15 protein-coding genes are annotated in these 21,654 nt (G+C 67.4%); 12 read left to right on the top strand and 3 right to left on the bottom strand.

All coding sequences use genetic code 11. From position 1 onward, the window contains the following. Nucleotides 1–67: 67 nt before the first annotated feature. Nucleotides 68–1,078: a hypothetical protein gene (locus ACFC14_RS05210; protein ID WP_376101562.1), complete on the bottom strand. Its 1,011-nt coding sequence runs from the start codon at nucleotides 1,076–1,078 to the stop codon at nucleotides 68–70. Nucleotides 1,079–1,608: 530 nt separating this feature from the next. Here ACFC14_RS05210 and dnaB point away from each other — a divergent pair. From dnaB to ACFC14_RS05180, 6 genes are all read left to right on the top strand, one after another. After that, a complete protein-coding gene (gene dnaB / locus ACFC14_RS05205) occupies nucleotides 1,609–2,982 on the top strand; it encodes a replicative DNA helicase (protein WP_136041971.1) in 1,374 nt (457 codons plus the stop codon). Nucleotides 2,983–3,105: 123 nt separating this feature from the next. Then, nucleotides 3,106–4,320, top strand: a complete 1,215-nt coding sequence (locus ACFC14_RS05200) for an ROK family protein (RefSeq protein ID WP_376101560.1) — start codon at nucleotides 3,106–3,108, stop codon at nucleotides 4,318–4,320. Nucleotides 4,321–4,463: 143 nt separating this feature from the next. Beyond that, the gene (locus tag ACFC14_RS05195; protein ID WP_376101558.1) at nucleotides 4,464–5,816 is read left to right on the top strand and encodes an extracellular solute-binding protein; all 1,353 of its coding nucleotides are present in this window, start codon (nucleotides 4,464–4,466) and stop codon (nucleotides 5,814–5,816) included. A gap of 10 nt (nucleotides 5,817–5,826) precedes the next feature. Then, nucleotides 5,827–6,756, top strand: coding sequence for a carbohydrate ABC transporter permease (locus ACFC14_RS05190; RefSeq protein ID WP_376101557.1), 930 nt, complete (start codon nucleotides 5,827–5,829; stop codon nucleotides 6,754–6,756). Further along, nucleotides 6,756–7,643, top strand: coding sequence for a carbohydrate ABC transporter permease (locus ACFC14_RS05185; protein WP_376101555.1), 888 nt, complete (start codon nucleotides 6,756–6,758; stop codon nucleotides 7,641–7,643). Before ACFC14_RS05190 ends, ACFC14_RS05185 begins: the two co-directional genes overlap by 1 nt. 46 nt (nucleotides 7,644–7,689) lie before the next feature. After that, nucleotides 7,690–10,713, top strand: a complete 3,024-nt coding sequence (locus ACFC14_RS05180; RefSeq protein WP_376101553.1) for an alpha-mannosidase — start codon at nucleotides 7,690–7,692, stop codon at nucleotides 10,711–10,713. Between the two features lie 68 nt (nucleotides 10,714–10,781). On the opposite strand, the gene ACFC14_RS05175 is transcribed toward ACFC14_RS05180, so the two are convergent. Both ACFC14_RS05175 and ACFC14_RS05170 read right to left on the bottom strand, forming a co-directional pair. After that, nucleotides 10,782–13,274, bottom strand: coding sequence for a glycoside hydrolase family 2 protein (locus ACFC14_RS05175; protein ID WP_376101551.1), 2,493 nt, complete (start codon nucleotides 13,272–13,274; stop codon nucleotides 10,782–10,784). Nucleotides 13,275–13,466: 192 nt separating this feature from the next. Beyond that, on the bottom strand, nucleotides 13,467–14,801 hold the full coding sequence (locus tag ACFC14_RS05170; protein ID WP_376101550.1) for an alpha-L-fucosidase: 1,335 nt from the start codon (nucleotides 14,799–14,801) through the stop codon (nucleotides 13,467–13,469). A 181-nt stretch (nucleotides 14,802–14,982) separates the two neighbouring features. Here ACFC14_RS05170 and ACFC14_RS05165 point away from each other — a divergent pair, with 181 nt between their 5' ends. From ACFC14_RS05165 to ACFC14_RS05140, 6 genes are all read left to right on the top strand, one after another. Beyond that, complete coding sequence (locus ACFC14_RS05165; RefSeq protein ID WP_376101548.1) at nucleotides 14,983–16,254, top strand: ABC transporter substrate-binding protein; 1,272 nt, start codon at nucleotides 14,983–14,985, stop codon at nucleotides 16,252–16,254. A gap of 62 nt (nucleotides 16,255–16,316) precedes the next feature. Then, on the top strand, nucleotides 16,317–17,192 hold the full coding sequence (locus ACFC14_RS05160) for a carbohydrate ABC transporter permease (RefSeq protein WP_376101546.1): 876 nt from the start codon (nucleotides 16,317–16,319) through the stop codon (nucleotides 17,190–17,192). A gap of 4 nt (nucleotides 17,193–17,196) precedes the next feature. Next, nucleotides 17,197–18,066, top strand: a complete 870-nt coding sequence (locus ACFC14_RS05155) for a carbohydrate ABC transporter permease (protein ID WP_376101544.1) — start codon at nucleotides 17,197–17,199, stop codon at nucleotides 18,064–18,066. 98 nt (nucleotides 18,067–18,164) lie between these two features. Then, nucleotides 18,165–19,694, top strand: a complete 1,530-nt coding sequence (locus tag ACFC14_RS05150) for a hypothetical protein (protein WP_376101542.1) — start codon at nucleotides 18,165–18,167, stop codon at nucleotides 19,692–19,694. A 106-nt stretch (nucleotides 19,695–19,800) separates the two neighbouring features. After that, on the top strand, nucleotides 19,801–20,529 hold the full coding sequence (locus ACFC14_RS05145) for a hypothetical protein (RefSeq protein WP_376101540.1): 729 nt from the start codon (nucleotides 19,801–19,803) through the stop codon (nucleotides 20,527–20,529). Between the two features lie 63 nt (nucleotides 20,530–20,592). Beyond that, entirely contained in the window at nucleotides 20,593–21,630 is a 1,038-nt protein-coding gene (locus ACFC14_RS05140; protein ID WP_376101538.1) for a LacI family DNA-binding transcriptional regulator, read from the top strand. Nucleotides 21,631–21,654: the final 24 nt, after the last annotated feature.

Here is a 21,654-nt window from a genome sequence, read left to right as displayed (position 1 = left end):
TGCGCGCGATGAGAGTGCGCGCGCAGCACGGCATCTGTCGTTCCCGGGGGAACGACGTGACGGACCGTCAGTCAGGAGAGACGTCGGTGTCGGCGACCGGCGACGAAGGAAGAACGTCGTCGGATGCGCCGGATGTCCGCTCGCCAGCGCGGAGCGGAGCAGGATCCACGTCGCTGAGGCGCGCGTGGGCAGGGCTGGAGCCTCCACCGGGACCGGCGGAGGAAGAAGCGGGTGCAGGGGCGCCCGGCGGGTTCCCGGAAGAGGAGCCGGTGGGCGCAGTCGCGGTGTCTTGCGCGGCCGGAGCAGACTGCGAGCCCGCGAGGGAGACGGCGGGCGACGACGAGAGGGCCGCGGCGCGCGCGGAAGCGACGCCCGAGGCGCCGAGGATCGGTGCCGGCGCGGCGGCCGTCGCAGTGACCGCGATGTCGAGGACCGAAGTCGTGGGGGTGTCGATGACGCCGTCGGTGCCGGGGGCCGGATCGGGTGTCGTCGGATCGAGCGCCTCGAGCACGGGCGGGACGGTTCCGTTCGTCACCTCTCCGAGAAGGGCGGTCGTGTCATCGACCACTCCGACCACGTCGTCCACGGCGGAGATCACGCCGAGATCAGAGACCAGGTCGCCGACGACGGGGACGCCCGCGACGGTGTCGAGGATCGGATCGGTGATCTGCGATACCGGCGAATCCGTGAGTGCCTCGGTGACCGGTGCGACGACCGCCTCCGCCGTCTCGGTGACGGCGTGCACGACCGGGGCGGTGGCGGGACCCACGACCGGGGTCTCGGCGACGGCCTGCGTCACGGTCTCGACCACGGCCGGAACGGCCTTCTGCACGGGGGCGACGACCTTCGTCACGACGGGTGCGACGACCTTCGAGACGACGGGCGCCACGGGAGAGGTGACGGTCGAGACGGTCTCATTCACGAGCGAGGTCAGCCCGTCGAGCGGGCCGTCCTGCTGCTCATCCGCGTGCGCGGAACCGCCTCCGAGGAGGACGGTGAGCGTCGCCCAGGCGAGCGCTCCGACGGCACCCCAGAGGGCCACGGCAGGAACGCCGCGTCGGGTGGCCGAAACGTCCACGTCTACCTCCCCCTCCGAAGGCAACGTACGTCGACGCAGATGCGTCGATTGCGGGTGACGATACTCGCGAGGGGAGGTTCTGTCTAGGGGGTTTTGCGCGCGTTTCCGGGGATGTCGGGTTGTGACGCGCCCGGTGAAAACTCGGCTTGACTTTCCCCAGGTTCTACACATCCCCCTCCGCGGAGGGGCAACCTTCAATGCGCGATTTAAACTGATTCCCATCCACAGGCTGGGGAAACAACAAAGACCAGTTCAACCGGCAGAAAAAAGATTGAACTCCCACCCATCCACGGGGTTATCCACACCCGTTGTGCACAGACACTCCGGCTTTGTCCGCACGCTTTCCACATGGTTATCCACAGGCCGTGTTGCATGTGGAAACCGTCGCTCGTAGCGTGGGCGAGCGACCGAATGTCGGAGGCACCTGTTTCGCTGTGCGAAGCGGTTCGTCGGCCGAGAGCCACGCGGCCCCGCCGCCGAAGCGCCTCATCAGAACATCGCATCGGAAACGTCGCATCGAAGGGAAGACTGTGTCGATCGCCGACATCTCAGAGGAGCGCCTGGGAGGGCAGCGTCCGCCGGAGCGCACCCCTCCGCACGACCTCCTCGCGGAGCAGAGCGCGCTGGGTGGAATGCTCCTCTCGAAAGATGCCGTCGCCGACGTGATCGAGACGCTCAAGGGCGCCGACTTCTACATCCCGAAGCACGAGCTGATCTTCGAGGCGATCCTCTCGCTCTACTCGCACGGCGAGCCCACCGACGTCGTGGCCGTCACCGACGAGCTCATCAAGACCGGCGAGCTGGGTCGCGCCGGCGGCGCCGACTACCTGCACACCCTCACCTCGATCGTCCCCACCGCGGCGAACGCCGGCTACTACGCGGGCATCGTCTCGGAGCGCGCGATCCTCCGCCGCCTGGTCGACGCCGGCACCCGCATCGTGCAGCTCGGCTACGCGGGTGAGGGCGACGCGACCGACATCGTCAACAACGCTCAGGCCGAGATCTACTCGATCACCGGATCCGAGACCGCCGAGGACTACGTCCCGCTGCAGATCGCGGTCGATGCGGCTCTCGAAGAGATCGAAGCCGCCAGTGGCCGCGACGGCTCGATGACGGGTGTGCCCACCGGGTTCCGGGAGCTCGACGAACTCACCAACGGCCTCCACGGTGGGCAGATGATCGTCGTGGCCGCGCGTCCTGCCATGGGTAAGTCCACGCTCGCGCTCGACTTCGCTCGCTCGGCATCCATCGGCCACAACATCCCCTCGGTCTTCTTCTCGCTCGAGATGGGCAAGAGCGAGATCGCGATGCGTCTGCTCAGCGCCGAGGGCCAGATCCCGCTGCAGAACATGCGCAAGGGAAACCTCGACCCGCGCGACTGGACCACCGTCGCCGCGACCCGAGGCCGCATCAACGACGCGCCCCTCTACATCGACGACAGCCCCAACATGACGCTCGTCGAGATCCGCGCGAAGTGCCGTCGACTCAAGCAGCGCGAGGGCCTGCGCATGGTCATCATCGACTACCTGCAGCTGATGACCTCGGGCAAGCGCGTCGAGTCGCGTCAGCAGGAGGTCTCGGAGTTCTCGCGAAGCCTCAAGCTCATCGCCAAGGAGCTGCAGGTTCCCGTGATCGCCCTGTCGCAACTGAACCGTGGTCCCGAGCAGCGCACCGACAAGAAGCCCGCGATCAGCGACCTGCGTGAGTCCGGCTCGATCGAGCAGGACGCCGACATGGTCATCCTGCTGCACCGCGACTCGGTGTACGACAAGGATGTGCGGCCCGGCGAGGCCGACCTGATCGTCGCAAAGCACCGTAACGGTCCGACCGCCACGATCACCGTCGCGTTCCAGGGTCACTACTCCCGCTTCATGGACATGGCCCCGGGCGGAGACTTCAACTGACCGTCTCTCGCAACGCGCGGGGGCGAAATCTCGAACTCGCGAGCCCGGGTTTGACCGTTGCGGTGCTGCGCGGCGATCATGAGGTTCACGCGCCGACGGAGGCGCACGGGTGAGGAGCGGAATATGCAGCGTGGGTCGAACCTCCCTGCTGTGGGCGTGTACAACCAGGCGCTCGTCTTCGACCTCATCCGCCGGTCCGAGGAAGGGCTCAGCCGCAGCGAGCTCGCCGAACGCACGGGGTTGTCGACGCAGACGCTCAGCAATGTCACTCGCCGACTTGCCAACGAGGGACTGATCGAGGAGACCGGGAAGGTCATCTCGGGGCCGGGAAAGCCGCGGACGCTCCTCGCGCTGCGGTCGGACTCGCGCTACGCGGTCGGGGTGCATCTCGACCCGGCCGTCGACACCGTCGTGGTCGTGGATGCCGCCGGCGCTGTCGTCGCGCGGACCGAGCAGACCCCCGGAGGCGCGGATGCGTCGCCGGACGAACTCGTGGGCCGTCTCGGGGAGAGTGTCCGATCGCTCATCGTCGAGGCGCGGCTTCCGGCCGAGCGCGTGCTCGGGATCGGTGTGGCGGCGCCGGGCCCGTTCGACCGCGACGCGGGGCGCCTGCTGAATCCGCCGCTCCTCCCCGCCTGGCACAACGTGTCGGTGCGCACCGAGCTGGAAAGGGTCAGCGGGCTGCCGACGCTGCTCGAGAAGGATGTCGTGGCGACGGTCGTCGGGGAGCAGTGGTTCGACGCGGGGCAAGAGCTCGCCGACGCGATGTTCCTCTACTACGGTGCCGGCCTCGGCCTCGGGCTCTCCGTCTCGGGGGCACCGGTGCACGGCAGGACGGGCAACGCCGGCAACATCGCGCACATCGTCGTCGATCCGGAGGGACCGCTCTGCACCTGCGGATCGCGTGGCTGCATCGGCGTGATCATGGAGCCGAGGGTGCTCCTGGCCCAGGCGGAGCGCACGACTTCGCCGAGCGGCACGGCGGATGCACGGATGCAGCTCGAGCTGCTGTCGTCCTTGGCCGCCGCCGGAGACAAGGGAGTGCTTGCAGCCCTGGAGCGCGCAGGAAGGCACCTCGCGACCGCGATCGTCGAGGTGAACAACCTCCTCGATCTCGGCATCGTGGTCCTCGGAGGCCCGGCGTGGTCGAGGCTCGGCGAACGGCTTCTCCCGGCGCTTGATCACTGGGTGCACACCTCGGCCGTCAGCACGTCCACGGAACCCGTGCACCTGCGCCCCTCGCAGATGGGAGCGGATTCAGCCGCGGTCGGTGCCGCGTGCCTCGTGCTCGACGATGCCCTCACGGCACGGCCGTCGCGGCTCATGATCAGCCGCTGACGGCAGGCTGCCGCTGCGGCCGGACGGAATGGCGTTCCGTGACGGAACTGTTACGTGCTGCTCTCGAACCATTTATCCCATTTGATAGGATTATCCGTCTGAGGGCCTCAACAGCGAGGTCCGCATGCAAAGGAGCAAATCAGATGCGAACCAAGCCCCTCGCCGCCATCGGCGCGATCGCGGTCGGCGCGGTCGTCCTCTCGGGATGCAGTGCGTCCGAGGACGCGGAGACGTCCGACAGCGGAGACCGCACCATCACGGTCGCCTATCAGATGACGTCCGCGTTCCACCAGCTCGACGATCTCTTCCAGAAGGTCAAACCCGAGTTCGAGGCCGCGAACCCCGGTGTGACGGTGAAGCTCCAGCCGATCGAGTCCGAGGACGAGTACTTCACGAAGCTCGCCCTGATGAACGGCTCGCCCGACACGGCACCCGACGTGATCTACGAGGACACCTTCCAGCTGCGCTCGGACGCCGCTGCCGGCTACCTGCTCCCGATCGATGACTACCTCGCCGACTGGGATGACTGGGACCAGTTCTACGACGCGGCCAAGGAGGCCGGGCTCGGCGGAGACGGCAGCACCTACGGCGTCTCGATGGGCACCGACACCCGCGCGATCTACTACAACAAGGAGATCTTCGCCGCGGCGGGACTCCCCGCCGACTGGCAGCCCACGTCGTGGCAGGACATCCTCGATGCCGCCGAAGCGGTGAAGGCGTACGACGCCGACCTGATCCCGCTGAACATCTACGGCAGCAAGAGCGCCGGTGAGCAGACGTCGATGCAGGGTCTCGAGATGCTGCTCTACGGCACCGAGTCCACTCTGTACGACGCCGACTCCGACAAGTGGGCGGTGGACTCCGAGGGTCTCACGGATGCATTCGGCTTCTACGACACGCTCTACAAGAACGATCTGGCTACTCCGCTCGATCTCGCCCTCGACTCGAACATCGGCAGCCGCGTCCCCACGGAGCTGCTCCCCGAGGGGAAGCTCGCCATGGCCATCGACGGGTCGTGGCTCCCCGGCGGCTGGATCAGCGGCGAAAGCGCCTGGGACGGCTGGGAGGACACGATCGGTCTCGCCAAGATGCCGACGCAGGACGGCGGCGACCCCGGCTTCACCTCGATGTCCGGGGGCTGGACCCTCGCGGTCGGCGCTCAGACGAAGCACCCGCAGACGTCCTTCGACTTCATCGCCATGGCATTGAACCAGGAGAACTCGCTCAAGTACGACACCGAGAACAGCCAGATCGCCGTCCGCGAAGACGTCGCGACCGACGATGCGTACCTCTCGTACAACCCGACCTTCGCGTTCTTCTCCGACCTCGTGCAGTACACGCACTTCCGCCCGACCACGCCGGACTACTCGCAGATCACCAGCGCGCTTCAGCAGGCCACCGAATCGGTGATCACCGGAGAAGCGAGCCCGGAGGACGCGGCCAAGACCTACGACGACGCGCTCACCCAGATCGTCGGCGCGGACAAGGTCGAGTAGGAACCCTGCAGTGACCTCCGCTTCCACAACGCACAGCCCGGCCCCGGTGCAGACCGGGGCCGGGAGGCGCGCCCCGCTCCGCGAACTGATGCGCTCGGTTCCGCTGCTGCCCGCCGTGGTGCTGCTGGTCGTGTTCCTGCTCGGGCCGATCATCTACGCCATCTGGGGATCGCTGACCAACCGCGCGCTCACGGGCTATCGGGCGGCGCAGCCCGAGTTCATCGGACTCGACAACTACGTCTCGCTGTTCACCGACCCGAACTTCTGGACCGCACTGGTCCTCACGGTCGTCTTCGTGCTGTTCTCCGCGATCATCGGTCAGAACGTGCTGGGTCTCGGCGTCGCCGCGCTCATGCGCATCGGTTCGAAGTCGGTCAACAGCGTGGTCGGCGCACTCGTCGTCGTCGCCTGGGTGATGCCCGAGATCGTCGCAGCCTTCGCCCTCTACGCCTACTTCTCGAAGGACGGCACGCTCAACGCGCTGTTGGAGGCCGTGGGCATCCCTGCCGTGAGCTGGCTCATCGAGTACCCGATGTTCGCCGTCATCCTCGCCAACGTCTGGCGGGGCACGGCGTTCTCGATGCTCGTCTACGGGGCCGCCCTCAACGAAGTGCCGCCCGAGGTGATGGAGGCTGCACAGATCGACGGCGCGAACGCCGCCCAGCGCTTCTTCCTCATCACCATCCCGATGATCCGCCGATCTATCTCGACGAACCTGATGCTCACCACCCTGCAGACGCTCGGGACCTTCGGTCTCATCTGGGTGATGACCAAGGGAGGTCCGGGCGTCTCGAGTTCGACCCTTCCCGTCCTCGCCTATCAGGAGGCCTTCCAGTACTCCCAGATCGGCTACGGCACGGCGATCGCTGCGGTGACCCTCGTGCTCGGCGCGATCTTCGCGATCTTCTACATCCGCATCCTCAAGCCGGAGGTCGACTGATGACTGCCACTGAAGCAATCGTCCGCCCCGCAGTGAGGCGCGGCCAGCGGATCTCCGTCGCGACGCCCGCGAAGCGCCGCTCCGCGTGGCTCGCCAACACCGTGCTGATCGTGATCGGGGTCGTGTTCCTCGTGCCGATCGCGTGGATCGTGTTCTCCTCGGTGTCCCCAAAGGCCACCGTGTCGATCTCGGTGCCGGAGAGTGTGACGTTCGACAACTTCGCCTCGGTGTTCGACTGGTCGATGACGCTGTTGCCGCTATGGAACTCGGCGCTGATCTCGTTCGGCACCGCCTTGATCACCGTCGTCGTCGGCGTGCTCGCCGCGTATCCGCTCTCGCGGCACAACTCGCGGTTCCAGCGGGGCTTCATGTACTCGGTCCTCTTCGGTTCCTGCCTGCCGATCACGGCCATGATGGTGCCGGTCTACGCGCTGTTCGTGCAGCTGAAGATGCTCGATTCGCAGGTCAGCGTGATCCTGTTCATGGCCGCCACGTCATTGCCCATGGCGATCTGGATGCTGAAGAACTTCATGGACTCGGTGCCGGTCTCCCTCGAAGAGGCGGCATGGGTCGACGGCGCCTCCGCCATGCGGGCGCTGTGGACCATCGTCCTGCCGCTCATGCGCCCAGGCATCAGCGTCGTCTTCATCTTCGTGTTCACGCAGGCGTGGGGGAACTTCTTCGTCCCGTTCGTCCTGTTGTTCAGCTCGGAGAAGATGCCGGCGGCCGTCGCGATCTTCACCTTCTTCGGCACCAACGGGGCCGTCGCCTACGGGCAGCTCGCCGCGTTCGCCATGTTGTACTCCGTGCCGATCCTCGTCCTGTACCTGCTCGTGCAGCGTCTCTCCGGCAGCAGCTTCGCGCTGGCCGGCGGCGTCAAGGGCTGATCCACAGCCTCCTCGCACAATCCCCACGATCCAGAAAGCACCACACATGCACGACCGCACCGCGCTCATCGAGATGCGCATCGACCGATTCATCCGCGAGCGCCTCCGTCCGGCGCGTCACCGCCTGAGCCACCCGCTCGAGGTGCGCGCGTGGGAGGTGCCGGGGGAGCCGGTGCCCTTCACGGATGCCATGCAGGCGGACTACACGCCGACCGCGGTCGGCACCCCGTGGGGGCGCCCGTGGGGCACGACCTGGTTCCGTGTGAGCGGGGAGGTCCCGACCGAATGGCGTACGTCATCCGGCGATCTCCCCGACGGCACCCGGGCAGAGCTCGTCGTGGACCTCGGCTTCACGGCCGGACAGAGCGGCTTCCAGGCCGAGGCTCTCGTCTGGGGTCTCGACGGGAGTCCGATCAAAGGCATCTCGCCGTTCAACAACGCGGTCGCCGCGGCGGTGCAGTCGGACGGCCGCATCGACGTGCTGCTCGAGGCGGCGTCGAATCCCGACGTGGGCAGCATCTTCACGTTCGACCCGACCGCGCTCGGCGACCCCGAGACCGCAGGTGCCGATCCGATCTACGTGCTCCGCGTCGTCGACGTGGCCCTGCGCGATCTGACCGTCGAGTCGCTGCTCGACGACACCGTGATCCTGCGCGGGCTCCTCGGCGAGCTGGATGCTGCGTCGCCGCGGCGGGCGGAGATCGTGCAGGCACTGGACCGGATGATCGACCTCGTGGACCCGCATGATGTCGCGGGCACGGCGGCCGAGGGCCGTGAGGCGCTCCGAGCGGTGCTGGCGAGTCCCGCCCATGCCAGCGCACACGTGCTGCATGCCGTCGGGCACGCACACATCGATTCGGCCTGGCTGTGGCCGGTGCGCGAGACGGCTCGCAAGGTGTCGCGCACCTTCTCGAACGTGCTCTCGCTGATGGACGAGAACCCCGACGTCGTGTTCGCGAGTTCGTCGGCGCAGCAGTTCGCCTGGATCAAGGAGCGCTACCCGGAGATCTGGGAGCGTCTGGTCGAGCGCGTGCGCGAAGGCCGCTTCGTCCCGGTCGGGGGCATGTGGGTCGAGTCGGACACGAACATGGTCGGCTCCGAAGCCCTCGCCCGTCAGTTCGTCGAGGGCAAGGGCTTCTTCCTTCGCGAGTTCGGGATCGACACCCCCGAGGTCTGGCTGCCCGACTCCTTCGGCTACAGCGGTGCCCTTCCGCAGATCATCAAGGCCTCGGGATCGAAGTGGTTCCTCACGCAGAAGATCTCCTGGAACGAGACGAACCGGATGCCGCATCACACCTTCCTCTGGGAGGGGCTCGACGGCACGCGCGTGTTCACGCACTTCCCTCCGGTCGACAAGTACAACTCGGACGCCTCGCAGGCCGATCTCGCGCATGCGCAGCGGAACTTCCAGGACAAGGGTCGAGCCCGTGTCTCGCTGCTGCCATACGGTTACGGCGACGGCGGAGGCGGACCGACCCGGGAGATGGCGGCGCAGGTCGAGCGTGCGGGGTCGCTGGAAGGGTCGCCGGTCGCCCGGCATTCCACGCCTCGGGCATTCTTCGAGCAGGCCGAGTCCGAGTACCCGTCGCCCGAGGTGTGGAGCGGCGAGCTGTACCTCGAGTTCCACCGCGGCACGTACACGAGTCAGCTGAACACCAAGCAGGGCAACCGTCGCAGCGAACACCTGCTCCGCGAGGCCGAGCTGTGGGCGGCGACGGCATCCGTCCGCACCGGACGCGCCTACCCGGCCGAGCAGCTGAAGCGCCTCTGGCAGCTCGTCCTCCTCCAGCAGTTCCACGACATCCTGCCCGGAACGTCGATCGCCTGGGTGCATCAGGATGCCGAGCGCAACTACGCGGCGATCGCCGTGGAGCTCGAGCAGATCATCTCCGACTCGCTGCGTGCGCTGGTAGGTGAGGGCACGCGCAGCCTCGTGGCCAACGCGGCCCCGCACGGACACGACTCGGTCGGCGCACTGTCGATCGGCGAGGCGGATGCGGCCGCACCGGTCGCGCCGGTCGCGGTGGACGGCGGGTTCGTGCTCGACAACGGGCTCGTGCGCGCGACGATCGACGCCCGCGGGGTGCTGACCTCGATCATCGACCGGGCGAGCGGCCGTGAGGTCGTGCCGGCCGGCCAGAGCGCCGGCGTCTTCCAGCTGCACCGGGACACCCCGACGCAGTGGGACGCCTGGGACATCGACGAGCACTATCGCCGCAACGTCACCGACCTCCTCGAGGTGGACGGCATCGAGATCGTCGGCGGCGGCGTGGTGATCTCGCGCTCCTTCGGCGCGTCGACGCTGGTGCACAGCATCCGTCTCGACGAGGGGTCGCGAACCCTGAAGCTGGCCATCGACGTCGACTGGCGCGAGCGGCAGAAGCTGCTCAAGCTGAGTGTCCCCGTCGACGTGCACACCGACCACGCCGCCTCCGAGGTCCAGTTCGGGCACATCGTGCGTCCGACCCACACCAACACCTCGTGGGATGCTGCGCGCTTCGAGACCGTGGCGCATCGGTGGGTCAGAGTGGGGGAGAGCGACTTCGGCGTCGCGGTCACCAACGACTCCACCTACGGCCACGACATCACCCGGCACCCGCGTGAGACGGGCGGCACGTACTCGACCGTGCGGCTCTCGCTCGTCAGGGCCGCGCTGTTCCCCGACCCGCAGCAGGACCAGGGGCGGCATCATCTGGAGGTGGGCATCGTCGTCGGCGGCGAGCTCGTCGACGCGATCGCCGAGGGGTACCGCACGAACCTCGCAGAGCGCCGCATCGAGGGCGCCGACGATGTGCAGCCCCTCATCTCGATCGATCACCCGGGTGTGCTGGTCGAGGCGGTCAAGCTCGCCGAAGACGGCAGCGGCGACGTGATCGTCCGTCTGTACGAGGCGCTCGGGCGTCGCGCAGACGCCACGGTCACGGTGGGCTTCCCGAGCGGCGACGCCAGCGAAGTGGACCTGCTCGAGCGTGAGAGCGAGCAGGCGGTGCTGGCGGGTCAGGATGCCGACGGCATCCGTCTGGCGCTGCGTCCGTTCCAGCTCGCGACGTTGCGGCTGCCCCGGGCCTGAACAGTGGAGGGTCTCCGCCCGTGCGGAGGCCCTTCGCCTGTTCAGTGGCGGCCGGTGTGGTCCCGGCGTCAGGCTCCGGCGACCAGCTGGTTGCCGGAGCGCGCGACCAGGGGATCGAGCACCGTGACGGCGTCGAGCTGGTCGACGCCGTCGACGCGGAACACCGCGCGCTCGCCGGGTAGCAGCGTCACCAGACCACGGTCGACCCGGGCGTCGGGGGAGAGCCGGTCGACGAGCAGGGTGAGGTCGCGCACCAGTGCACCCGCCGTGACGGTCACCAGATGCCCGCCGCCGTCGATGCGCTCCACCTCGGCGGCGAGACGAGGCTCGGCGAGGGCGCTGTCGCGGGGCTCGGCGAACCACCAGAGTCCGCGAATGCCGGATGCCTCGGCGACGATCAGTTCCGCGGCGACGTCGCCGGGCGAAGCGACGGCATCCGGAACGGTCACACGTGCCGACCCCCGCGGTTCGATCGACACCGCCGCCTCGGCGGAGGCGTGCACCGCGCCGTCGAAGCCGATCCGTCGCAGCGAGACGCTGCCCGACCAGGTGTCGTCGGTGTCGTTGTGCAGCACCGCTTCGAGGCCCTCGCCCGCCGGCTGCACCGTCACCACTCGCGGGTCGAAGGCCTTCTCGATGGCGAACAGCAGCGGCTTCTCCCGTCCGTCGCCGTCGATCGCCGCCCACGAGGTCACGGGCCAGCAGTCGTTCAACTGCCACACGATCGCGCCGGCGTTGTGCGGGGCGAGCGAGCGGAACCAGTCGAGCGCGAAACCCACCGCATTCGCCTGATTGAGCTGCATGGCCCAGTGCCAGGTCTCGATGTCGTCGGGGATCGGGTAGTGCGCGACGAGTCCCGCGCCCAGCTTCGCGTTCCCGTCCGCCGCCTTCTGGTGCACGATCATGCCGGGGGAGTCGGGGGTGATCGGGTCGTCCGAGATGGATCGCTTCAGCGTCGGCCAGGTGGGCGGGCCCTGCCACCCGAACTCGGCGACGAAACGCGGGCGGTGGTCGCGGTAGGTCGGCCAGTCTCGGCGGTTCCACTGCTCCCACAGGTGCATGGAGCCGTGCGCCTCGGCATTGGGGTGCGGTCCGGTCTGTTGACGCCCGTCCCACCCGGCGCCGGGGCTGAAGGGGCTTCCGGGGGCATACGGCACGTGCGGAGCGAGCTCGTCGATGATCGCGGGGAACAGTTCGTAGTAGTAGCGCGCGCCCCAGCTCTTGCCGTCGAGCAGGGTCTTCCAACCCCAGTCCTCGTATCCCCAGGTGTTCTCGTTGTTGCCGGTGAGCAGAGCGAGTGAAGCACGGTGGGCGAGGCGCGACACGTTCTCCCTCGCCTCCGCCTCGATCTCGCCACGCAGCGGATCTTCCTCCGCGTAGGCGGCGCAGGCGAACAGGAAGTCCTGCCAGACCAGCAGGCCGAGCTCGTCGGCGAGATCGTAGAAGTCCTCGGACTCATAGATCCCCCCGCCCCAGACGCGGATGAGGTTGAGGTTCGCGTTCTTCGCCTGCTCGAGCCTGGTGCGATACCGCGCGCGGTCGACGCGGCTCGGGAACGCGTCGTCCGGAATCCAGTTGACACCCTTCACGTAGATCGGGCGGTCGTTCACGATCAGGGTGAACGGCGTGCCGGAGGCATCCGCCGTCGTGTCCCAGCGCAGGTCGCGGAAACCGACTCGCCTCGTCGTGGAGTCGAGAGCCGTGCCCTCGGACAGGAGGGCGACATCGACGTCGTAGAGCGGCTGGTCGCCATGGCCGGCGGGCCACCAGCGCTCGACGTCGCTCACTGAGACCTCGATCTCCGCCGACGTCTCCGAGGCGGCGATCGGTACCGTGCGGACCGTTCCCGCGACGTCGACCGTCAGGTCGAGCGGGAGTGCCGAGGCGCGCTCGACTTCGACGGCGACGCGTACCGTGCCATCCGTGCCGTCCGGCGTCGCATGGACGCGGACGTCGTTCAGACGGGCGTCCGACCAGGACTCCAGACGCACCTCGCGCCAGATGCCGCTCGAGGCGGTGGCGATGCCCCAGTCCCAGCCGAAGCTGCACGCCGACTTGCGCAGGGCGTTGAATGGCGAGGGGTAGGGGCGCGGGCGCGCACCCAGCGCCACGCTCTGCGCGTCGGCGTATCGGACGGGACTGCGGAAGGCGACGGTGACCGTGTTGTCGCCCGGGGTGAGCAGCGCGGTCACATCCAGGCGATAGGAGCGATGCTGGTTGGCGACCTCGGCGATCACGTTCCCGTTCACCGTGACCGTGGCGACGGTGTCGAGCCCGTCGAAGACGAGCTCGTGACGGTCGGCCGCCTGGTCATCCGCCTCGAGGACGAAGCTGCCCTCGTAGGTCCAGTCCACCAGGCCGATCCACGCCAGCGCGGACTCGTTGTCGTCGAGGTACGGGTCGGGGACGAGGCCTGCCCGCAGCAGGTCGAGATGCACCACACCTGGGACGACGGCGGGGATCCACGCCCCGGGCACCTGTGCGGGACCGGCGCTCGGACGGACGCGCCAGCCATCGGTGAGCGGGCGGCGGATGAGGGGAAGGGCGGACGCGACGCTCACGGGACGGCTCCTGCTTCGAGGCCCCTGCAGTTCCCGCTCTGGAAGGAGCATGAAGGCGACGGGGGTGGGGGATGACGACGGCTCCAGCTTCGCAGCTTCGTCGAGCGTGAGGGGGATTTGCGGCACGCGTCGGGTGAAGTCGTCGATGCATGCGCCCAGCCGGTCCACGCCGGCACCCTCGTTCCGCGTGGGCTACCCGAAGACCCGGGGCGTTCCTTCCCGGAAACGGATGCGGATCACGGGGAGAGGGCCTGCCGGCCGGGCCTGCGGGATCGAGATGACCAGGTTGCCCAGGGGGTCGTCGTCCCGGGCGTGCGCGGGGTCGACGATGGCTCGGAAGGGGAGGTCTTCTCCCGTCGTCAGGAGCTCGACGCCGAGCACGGATTGAGGCCGGACGCCCCGCACGGTGGCGGTCTCGTCCGGCCAGGCGACGAGGTGCAGATACAGGTCGTCCGCGTTCCTGGTCGACGGGCCGTAGAACTGCCAGGGCTCGAGCCCCGGTCGCGCGCCGATCACGCTTTCGCGGTGGGTGCGCATCCAGTCGGCGATCTCGTGCAGCGTCGCCTCTTCCTTCGCCGGCAGAGCGCCGGTGATGCTCGGTCCCACATTCAGCAGGAGCGAGCCGCCGTTCGCGGCGCAGTCGACGAGTGTGCGGATGAGATGCGCGGTGGTCTTGTAGTCCTGGTCGTCCGGATCCCATCCCCACGTGTCGTTCATGGTGATGCACGCTTCCCATGCGTCGTGGAGAAGCTCGGCAGGGATCGACTGCTCCGGCGTGACGTAGTCGCCGATTCCGGGGATGCGGTCGTTGAGGACGACATCCGGCTGAAGGGACCGGATGTGCCTCTCCAGATCGGCGCTGTCCCATTCCTCTGCCGTGCGCTCCCACCCGCCGTCGAACCACAGCAGATCGATGCGCCCGTAGTTCGTGAGCAGCTCGGTGAGTTCCGCCTTCATCCGTTCGCGATATCCGGCCCACTGCGCGGGCGTCGCGCGCGGATACTCCTCGAACCCGTACGGCGCGAACTCCGCGCGCCAGGCCGGGTAGTCGGGGTCCGACCAGTCGGAAACCGAGAAGTAGAGCCCGATGCGCAGTCCCACCTCCCGGAAGGCATCCACGTAGTCGCGGACGAGATCGCCCCCGCGCGCCCCATAGGGAGACGTGGAGATGTTGAGCGGCGTCGCCGCGCTCGGCCACGACGCCCAGCCCGAGTGATGCTTCGTCGTGAAGACGGCGTACTGCATCCCCGCCCCCCTCGCCGCCTGGGCGATCGCCCGAGGATCCCACTCCCGAGGATCGAATCGGTCCGCCTCGGCGAAGTAGTCGACGGCCCGTCGTGCGTGCACGCCCGAGCCGTCGTCGCTGGTGAGCCCGACCATCGGCCAGGACAGGTCGACTCCGAGCTGGCTCGCCTGATCGAAGTGGATGAACAGTCCGAACGAGGCGGAGCGGAACCACTCCAGGCGGGAACGGTGGACGGAACTCGCGGCGTGAGGTGCCGGAGTGGCATGCGTGGCGGTGGGCATCGGCTCTCTTCGTCCAGGGCGTGGTCGGGGTTTCGTCGCCCGCAGCTGCGAGCACTTGACAAGGCAACGCGCATCAATTTACGCTCGCCAGCAACGTTTAGGCAACCGGTTACCTAAATATCGGTTGGGTCATGAGACGACCCTCGACGACGTCCTCGCTTCCCGATAAGGAGATCCTTCGATGAAGAAGCCGCAGCAACGAATGATGCGTTCCGCCAGTGCCTTCGCCGCCGTCGTGACGGTGCTGGTTCTGGCCGGATGCACATCCGGCAGTCCGTCGACGACGACCGCAGACGGTCGGACCGTCCTCAAGGTGTACGGCTGGAAGGGCGGCGAAGGTGAGCCCGCGAATGTCGCCGAGATCAACGCGGCCTTCGAGAAGGCCAACCCCGACATCGAACTCGAGTTCGAGGCGATCCCCGCGAATGAGGCCTATTCGCAACGCGTGCAGCCCGAGCTGCTGGCCGGCAACGCTGCCGACGTGATCATGCTCGACAGCAACCTTCTCGCGACCTGGGGGAAGTCGGGATACCTCGCAGACCTGTCCTCGGCGTCATGGGCCGACGACATCACGCCCGAGGTCGAAAGCTTCGCGACCTACGACGGCGATGTGCTCGCCATGCCCATGGAAGCCATCGGCGTCGGCCTGTACTCGAACACGGAACTGCTCAGCGAGGTCGGCGTGACCGAGGTGCCGAAGGACTGGGACGGTTTCGTCGATGCGCTCGCCAAGTTGAAGGCTGCCGGCCATGTCCCCATCACCCTTCCCGACAAGGCGGGGTGGACGGGCGCGATGGCGTTGCTCAATGCCGCGGCCACGACCGTCGACAAGGGCTGGGACGAGGAGTTCTACCGCGGCGATGCGAGCTTCTCGGACTGGAAGCCGGCTGTCGAGCAGCTGCTCGACCTGCAGGAGCAGGGTCTGATCGATTGGAAGACCGAGCTCGGCGAAGACGAGTGGTCGCAGGGCGTCGACGACTTCACGGCGGGCGACACGGGCTTCTGGCTCCAGGGCGCATGGAACCTCGGCGGTGTCGCCGAAGCCGGTGTCGACAGCCGGTTCACTGCGTGGCCCGGTGGGGCGGCGGGGGTCGACCCCAACGAGCTGCTGTTCGTCGGCACGATGTGGGGTGTCAACGAGGCGTCTCCCGTCAAGGAGGCCGCCGAGAAGTACGTGGACTTCTGGTCACAGCCCGAGAACCTCGATCTGTTCCTCGAGGCGGAGAACGCGATCTCTCCGTTCACATCGGGCACGAGCCCTCAGACCGACGCGACGGCCGAGTTCCTCGCGTCCTACGAGGCCGGGAACTACCGCTTCATGCAGACGAACACCTGGATGGCGGGAGACGTGCAGACGCAGATGGGCTCTCGCCTGCAGGCGCTGTTCCTCGACGAGATCACCGTCGACGAGTTCCTCGACGAGATGGACGGGATCGCGAAGAAGGCGGAGTAGTCCCGTTCCTGGTGCGGCTGCGCTGTGTGCGGCGGCCGCACCGCACTCGCTGAAGGTGTGTCATGATCTCCAAACGTCCCCTCGTCGCTCTCGGGTTCCTTCTTCCCGCGCTCGTCGTCTACGGGCTCCTCATCCTCTACCCGCTGGCCAACGGCCTCTGGCTCAGCTTCACCGACAGCAGCGGCGGTCCTCGGGCGGACTTCGTCGGATTCGAGCAGTACTCGCGACTGCTCACCGACGGGGAGGTGCTCCGAGCGGTGGGCACCACCGTGATCTACGCCGTCTTTGTCGTCGTCTTCCAGAACCTGTTCGGGCTGCTTCTGGCCAGAGCGCTCTACAACCGGCCGCGCATCCGCAAGCCGGTCAGCGTCCTCATCCTCATGCCGACGCTCGTCGCTCCGGTGATGGCATCGTTCATCTTCTCCTACCTCTATGCACCCGATGGAACGATCAACGAGGTGCTCCGCGCCCTCGGGCTCGACTCCCTCACCCGAATCTGGCTGGGGGAGCCGGGCACGGCACTGGGCGCCGTGGCCCTGGTCAACATCTGGATGTTCGCCGGATACTCCGCGGCCATCTTCCTGGCCGGATACCTCGCGTTGCCCGCCGACGTGCTGGAAGCCGCCGACCTCGACGGTGCGACGGGATTCCGCCGCTTCCGCACGATCGAGTGGCCCCTTCTCGCACCGTCGCTCACGGTGAACATCACGCTCTCCCTCATCGGCTCGCTGAAGGTGTTCGAGTTCCCGTTCGTGCTCACCAACGGCGGTCCCGCGGGGTCGACCACCACGCTCACCCTCCTCGTCTACCGCAAGGTCTTCGGCGGGGCGGGCGAGTTCGCCTACGGAGTGACGATCGCGGTCCTCCTTCTCGTCATCGTCGTCGTGCTCAGCAGCGTCGCCACGTCGGTGCTGCGCATGCGCGAGAAAAGGATCTGAGCCCATGTCCGCATCTCTCCCCGCACCGACCGGGTCACGCGACCACCGACTGTGGAACGCCGGTAAACGGCGGCTTGGCGACATTGGGCTCATCATCGGAGTCGCCCTGCTCGTGACGCCGTTCGCCTTCGCGGTGCTGACAGCGATCCGACCGGCCGCTGACGTGTCGGCGAATCCACTCGGCTGGCCCGAGCACCTCACCCTCGACAACGTCGTGGATGCCTTCCAGCGCATCAACTACGCGCAGAGCGTCGCGAACACCCTGATCATCCTGGTGTCCTCCTGCGTGCTGACCGTCGCCTTCGGGGCCATGGCCAGCTACCCGCTGAGCCGGATCGGACGCTCCTGGACGAACACCACGTACCGCGTGTTCATCATCGGGACCACGATCCCGATCTACGTGCTCATCGCGCCGCTGTATCTGCTGGTGCGTGATCTGCACATCCTGGGCACGCATCTCAGCGTCATCCTCGTCTACACGGCCATGAACCTGCCGATCGCCGTGTTCTTCTACACGAGCTTCATGCGCCAGGTGCCGACGGAGCTGGAGGAAGCCGCGGCGATCGACGGCGCGGGTCCGCTGCGCATCTTCTTCGTCGTGATCTTCCCGCTGCTTGCTCCCGTGACGGCGACCCTGGTGACGTACATCAGCCTCGTCGTATGGAACGACCTGATCGTGCCGCTCGTGTTCCTCCAGGGCGAGCAGAACCGCACGATCATGGCCAACGCCTACGCCCTGATCGACCCGAACACGGTGGAGCCCACGACCCTGTTCCCGGCAGCGCTGCTCGGTGTCCTGCCTCTCGTTCTGGTGTTCAGCTTCCTGCAGCGCTACGTCGTCGCCGGCATGTCGGCGGGTGCCGTGAAGACCTGACCCCCGGTCTGAGCGCCCGCTCGGACCTCTGAAGAAAGGAAGAGAAAATGCATTCTGCTCCAGCCGCCATCGCGGCAACACGACAGAAGCCGCGTCACGTGAGGACCGCAGCCGCAGCGGCGATCGCTGCCGCCGTGGCGTTCCTGGCCCTGATCGGGCCCGGAGCGCCTCCCGCTCAGGCCGAGGATGCGTCGTACTTCGTCGACTGCGCAGCGACGGCCAACGGGACCGGCACGCAGGACAGCCCGTGGAACTCGCTCGCCGCGATCCAGGCTCCCGGTGGGTCTTTCGCTGCCGGGGACTCGATCAGACTCAAAACCGGGACGACCTGCACGGGTTCCTTCACCGCGTCGGGGAGCGGCACTTCCGCGAAACGTATCGTCCTGGGCAGCTACGGCACCGGGGCGAAGCCGATCATCAATGGGGGAGGCGCTGTCGAAGCGCCCGTCGCCCTGAGAGACGTCAGCTACTGGACGGTCGAAGACCTGGAGGTGACGAACATCGCTGCGGAGGAGGGAAAGCGCAGCGGCGTGCTGGTGGAGAACACCGGCAATGAGGTGAAGTCCGGCATCACCATCAAGAACCTGAATGTGCACGACGTCACCGGCCGCTCGGACCGAGACGCCGTGGACCGCTACGTCTCGGCAGGAATCCAGGTTCGGCTGCCGGCCAAGGCCAGCGGACTCACGGGGTCCTTCGATGGGGTCACCATCGAGGACAACTCGATCCGCGACGTGAAATCGATGGGCATCGCGGTCGTCGGATCCCCGAACGGGGACGACACGATCAACCACAACCGCAACGTCGTCATCCGCGGCAACTCCGTGCTTCGCGCGGCCGCGGACTCGATCCTGATCGGCGTCTCCATCGACCCCCTGGTCGAGCGCAACGTGAGCTATGACGCCGGACAGGGCGCGGTGAACCGTAAAGCCATCGCCGGCATCTGGGCCTATACGAGTGCGAATCCGGTTCTTCAGTTCAACGAGTCCGCCCGCACCCAGCCAGGACCCGACTCGATGGGGTGGGACTGCGATTGGGGCATCACCGGCTCCTGCACGTACCAGTACAACTACAGCCATGAGAACGCCGGAGGGTTCTACCTCGAGTGCCTCACGTGCTTCGGTCCGGCACAGACCGACACCCCCAAGCTGGTCGTGCGGTACAACGTCTCCCAGGGCGAGCGGATCGTCAATGCCGGCAACGGCGGCAACGCCGATGTCAAGCTCGAGATGTACAACAACACGCTCTACAACCCCGGCGGCGCGTTCGATATCCGGCTTGCCGCGAACTCGCTGGTCGCCAACAACATCTTCGTCGGCTCGAGCCTGACCCGGTTCGACACCGACCGGGGGATCACGGTCGACCGCAACGTCTACCACGGGTTCAACGGCCCCACGGCAGACATCAACGCCATCAACGCCGATCCGCTGTTCGCCGACCCGGGTAAGGGCGGCGACGGTCTCGGCACCGTCGACGGCTACAAGCTGACGGCCGGATCGCCCGCGATCGCCGCCGGTCGTGTCATCCCCGGCAACGGAGGCCGCGACTACTGGGGCAACGCGGTGCCGGAGACGACAGGCCCGAACATCGGCGCCTACAACGGCGCGGTCGTGCCGAAGGGCGAGTAGTCGCCTCACCGCCGGGTGTTCGAGCGGTCGGAGCATCGATCGTTCGAGCACCCGGTGGAGTCAGAACCGACGCCGTGATTACGGCCGAGATGGAAAGGAGACGACAGTGAGACGACCGTATGTCGCGGCATGCATCGCCCTTCTCATGGCGCTGGGATTCTCTGCATGTGCTCCCGCCCCCGCATCGCCGGGCTCCACCACGAACGACACCGCGATGACGGTGAACGGGACACCGGTTCATGCGGATGAGTTCCGGCACTGCGTCGGGCAGGTTCGCGCCACCGTGTGGGATACCGCGTCCAAGAAGGGATGGGCCGTGGACGACGCGGACCCGGTGCGCGACAGCCGCGCGGGCGAGCTTCTGGTCGACCGTGCAGCGGCGCGATGCACCGATGGAGTCGTCCGTCGACAGGGCGCGGTCGCCCTCACGCTCATCGACGATGCGTCCTTCGAGAGCCTGGTCGAGCGGTGGAGCGCCGACAACGCTGCCCGGGAGGCGGCCGCTCAGGCAGGGGAAGTGCTCTATGGGCCGGTGGAGAAGACCCTCGAGCAGTATGAGTTCCAGGAGATGGCTGATGCGGCATCCGAGCAGGAGAAGGCGGATGCCGCCGCGTTGACAGATGATCCGGAAGCCCTGGACGCCGCGATCCGCGCTCGACCGGACGCGGCCGAAGGTCTGGACATGGCCGATACCGCAGATCGCACGATCGCCGCGCAGGTCGTCGCGCGGGAGATGTTCGATTCCGCACTCGCGCAAGCGGTCTCCGACGCCGAGGTCACGATGAACGAATCCTGGCTGTCCGGGCAGTCGATCTCGGACCTCGCCGGGTCATAGAAGATGCGCGCTGCTCGGAGGCCCATGGGATCCTGAGAGGATGAGGAGCGGGGAGGGAGCGCGATGAGGCCAGTCACCTTGAAGGATGTCGCGGCGGAGTCGGGTGTCTCTGTCCCCACCGCGTCGCGCGTGCTCAACGGCGGCGGACATGTCTCCGCCGAGACGAGGCAGCGCATCCACGAGGCCGCGCGCCGACTGGACTTCCGGCCCAATGCGCTGGCCCAGTCGTTCGCGCTCGGCCGCAGCTTCACGGTCGGGGTGCTCGCCCAGAAGGCATCGGGCAACTTCTCGACTCCGGTCATCACCGGAATCATCGGGGAGCTCAGCAAGCACGACGTCGCCGTGCTGGTCTACGACGACGAGGACAATGTCGCCGCCCGGCCGCAGAATCTCCGCACGCTGCAGGCCCGTCGTGTCGACGGGATCATCGTTGTCGGTGACGGCACAGACGTTCCGTTCCCCTCGATCTCGGAGTCGTTCCAGACGCCGGTGATCCACGTCTTCGGACTCTCGGACAACCCGGAAGACACGTGCTTCCTTCCTGACGACGTGCAGGCCGGGCGGCTGGCCGCCGGGCACCTCCTTAGCCAGGGGAGAACGAGGATCGCGCATGTCACCGCGATGGAGTATTCGCGTGCGGTCCAGGATCGTCTGAGCGGTTTTCGCGCCGAGCTCGGTGGCGCGGGCGCGGAGATCGCGTTGTCGGAACCCCTGTTCGGCGACTGGACCATCCCGTGGGGCTACCGAGCGGGTCTCGAGCTCCTCGAACGCCGGGGCGAGTTCGATGCCGTGTTCTGCGGCAACGACTACATCGCGCTCGGCGTTGCCCGCGCCTTCGAACAGGCGGGGGTCCGGGTCCCGGACGACGTCGCGTTGGTCGGCTACGACAATTGGTCGAAATACAGCGGGAGCCCCGATCGATTCCTCACCTCGGTGGACCCTCGGCTGAACAGCCTGGGCAGGATGGCGGCCGAGGCTTTGCTGGCGGACGATCCCGCGGCACGACAGCCAGGCGTCAGCTATCAGCCGTGCGTCCTCGTTCCCGGCATGTCGTCTGGAGCGATCGCCTCCGACGGGCTGGGTGCGATCGCGCTCAGATGAGTCCGGCGCACCCACACCATCCGC

The sequence above is a fragment of the Microbacterium sp. NPDC055988 genome (genome assembly GCF_042269505.1).
In the GTDB taxonomy this organism is placed as follows: domain Bacteria; phylum Actinomycetota; class Actinomycetes; order Actinomycetales; family Microbacteriaceae; genus Microbacterium.
This window is presented reverse-complemented; position numbering and strand designations above follow the sequence as displayed.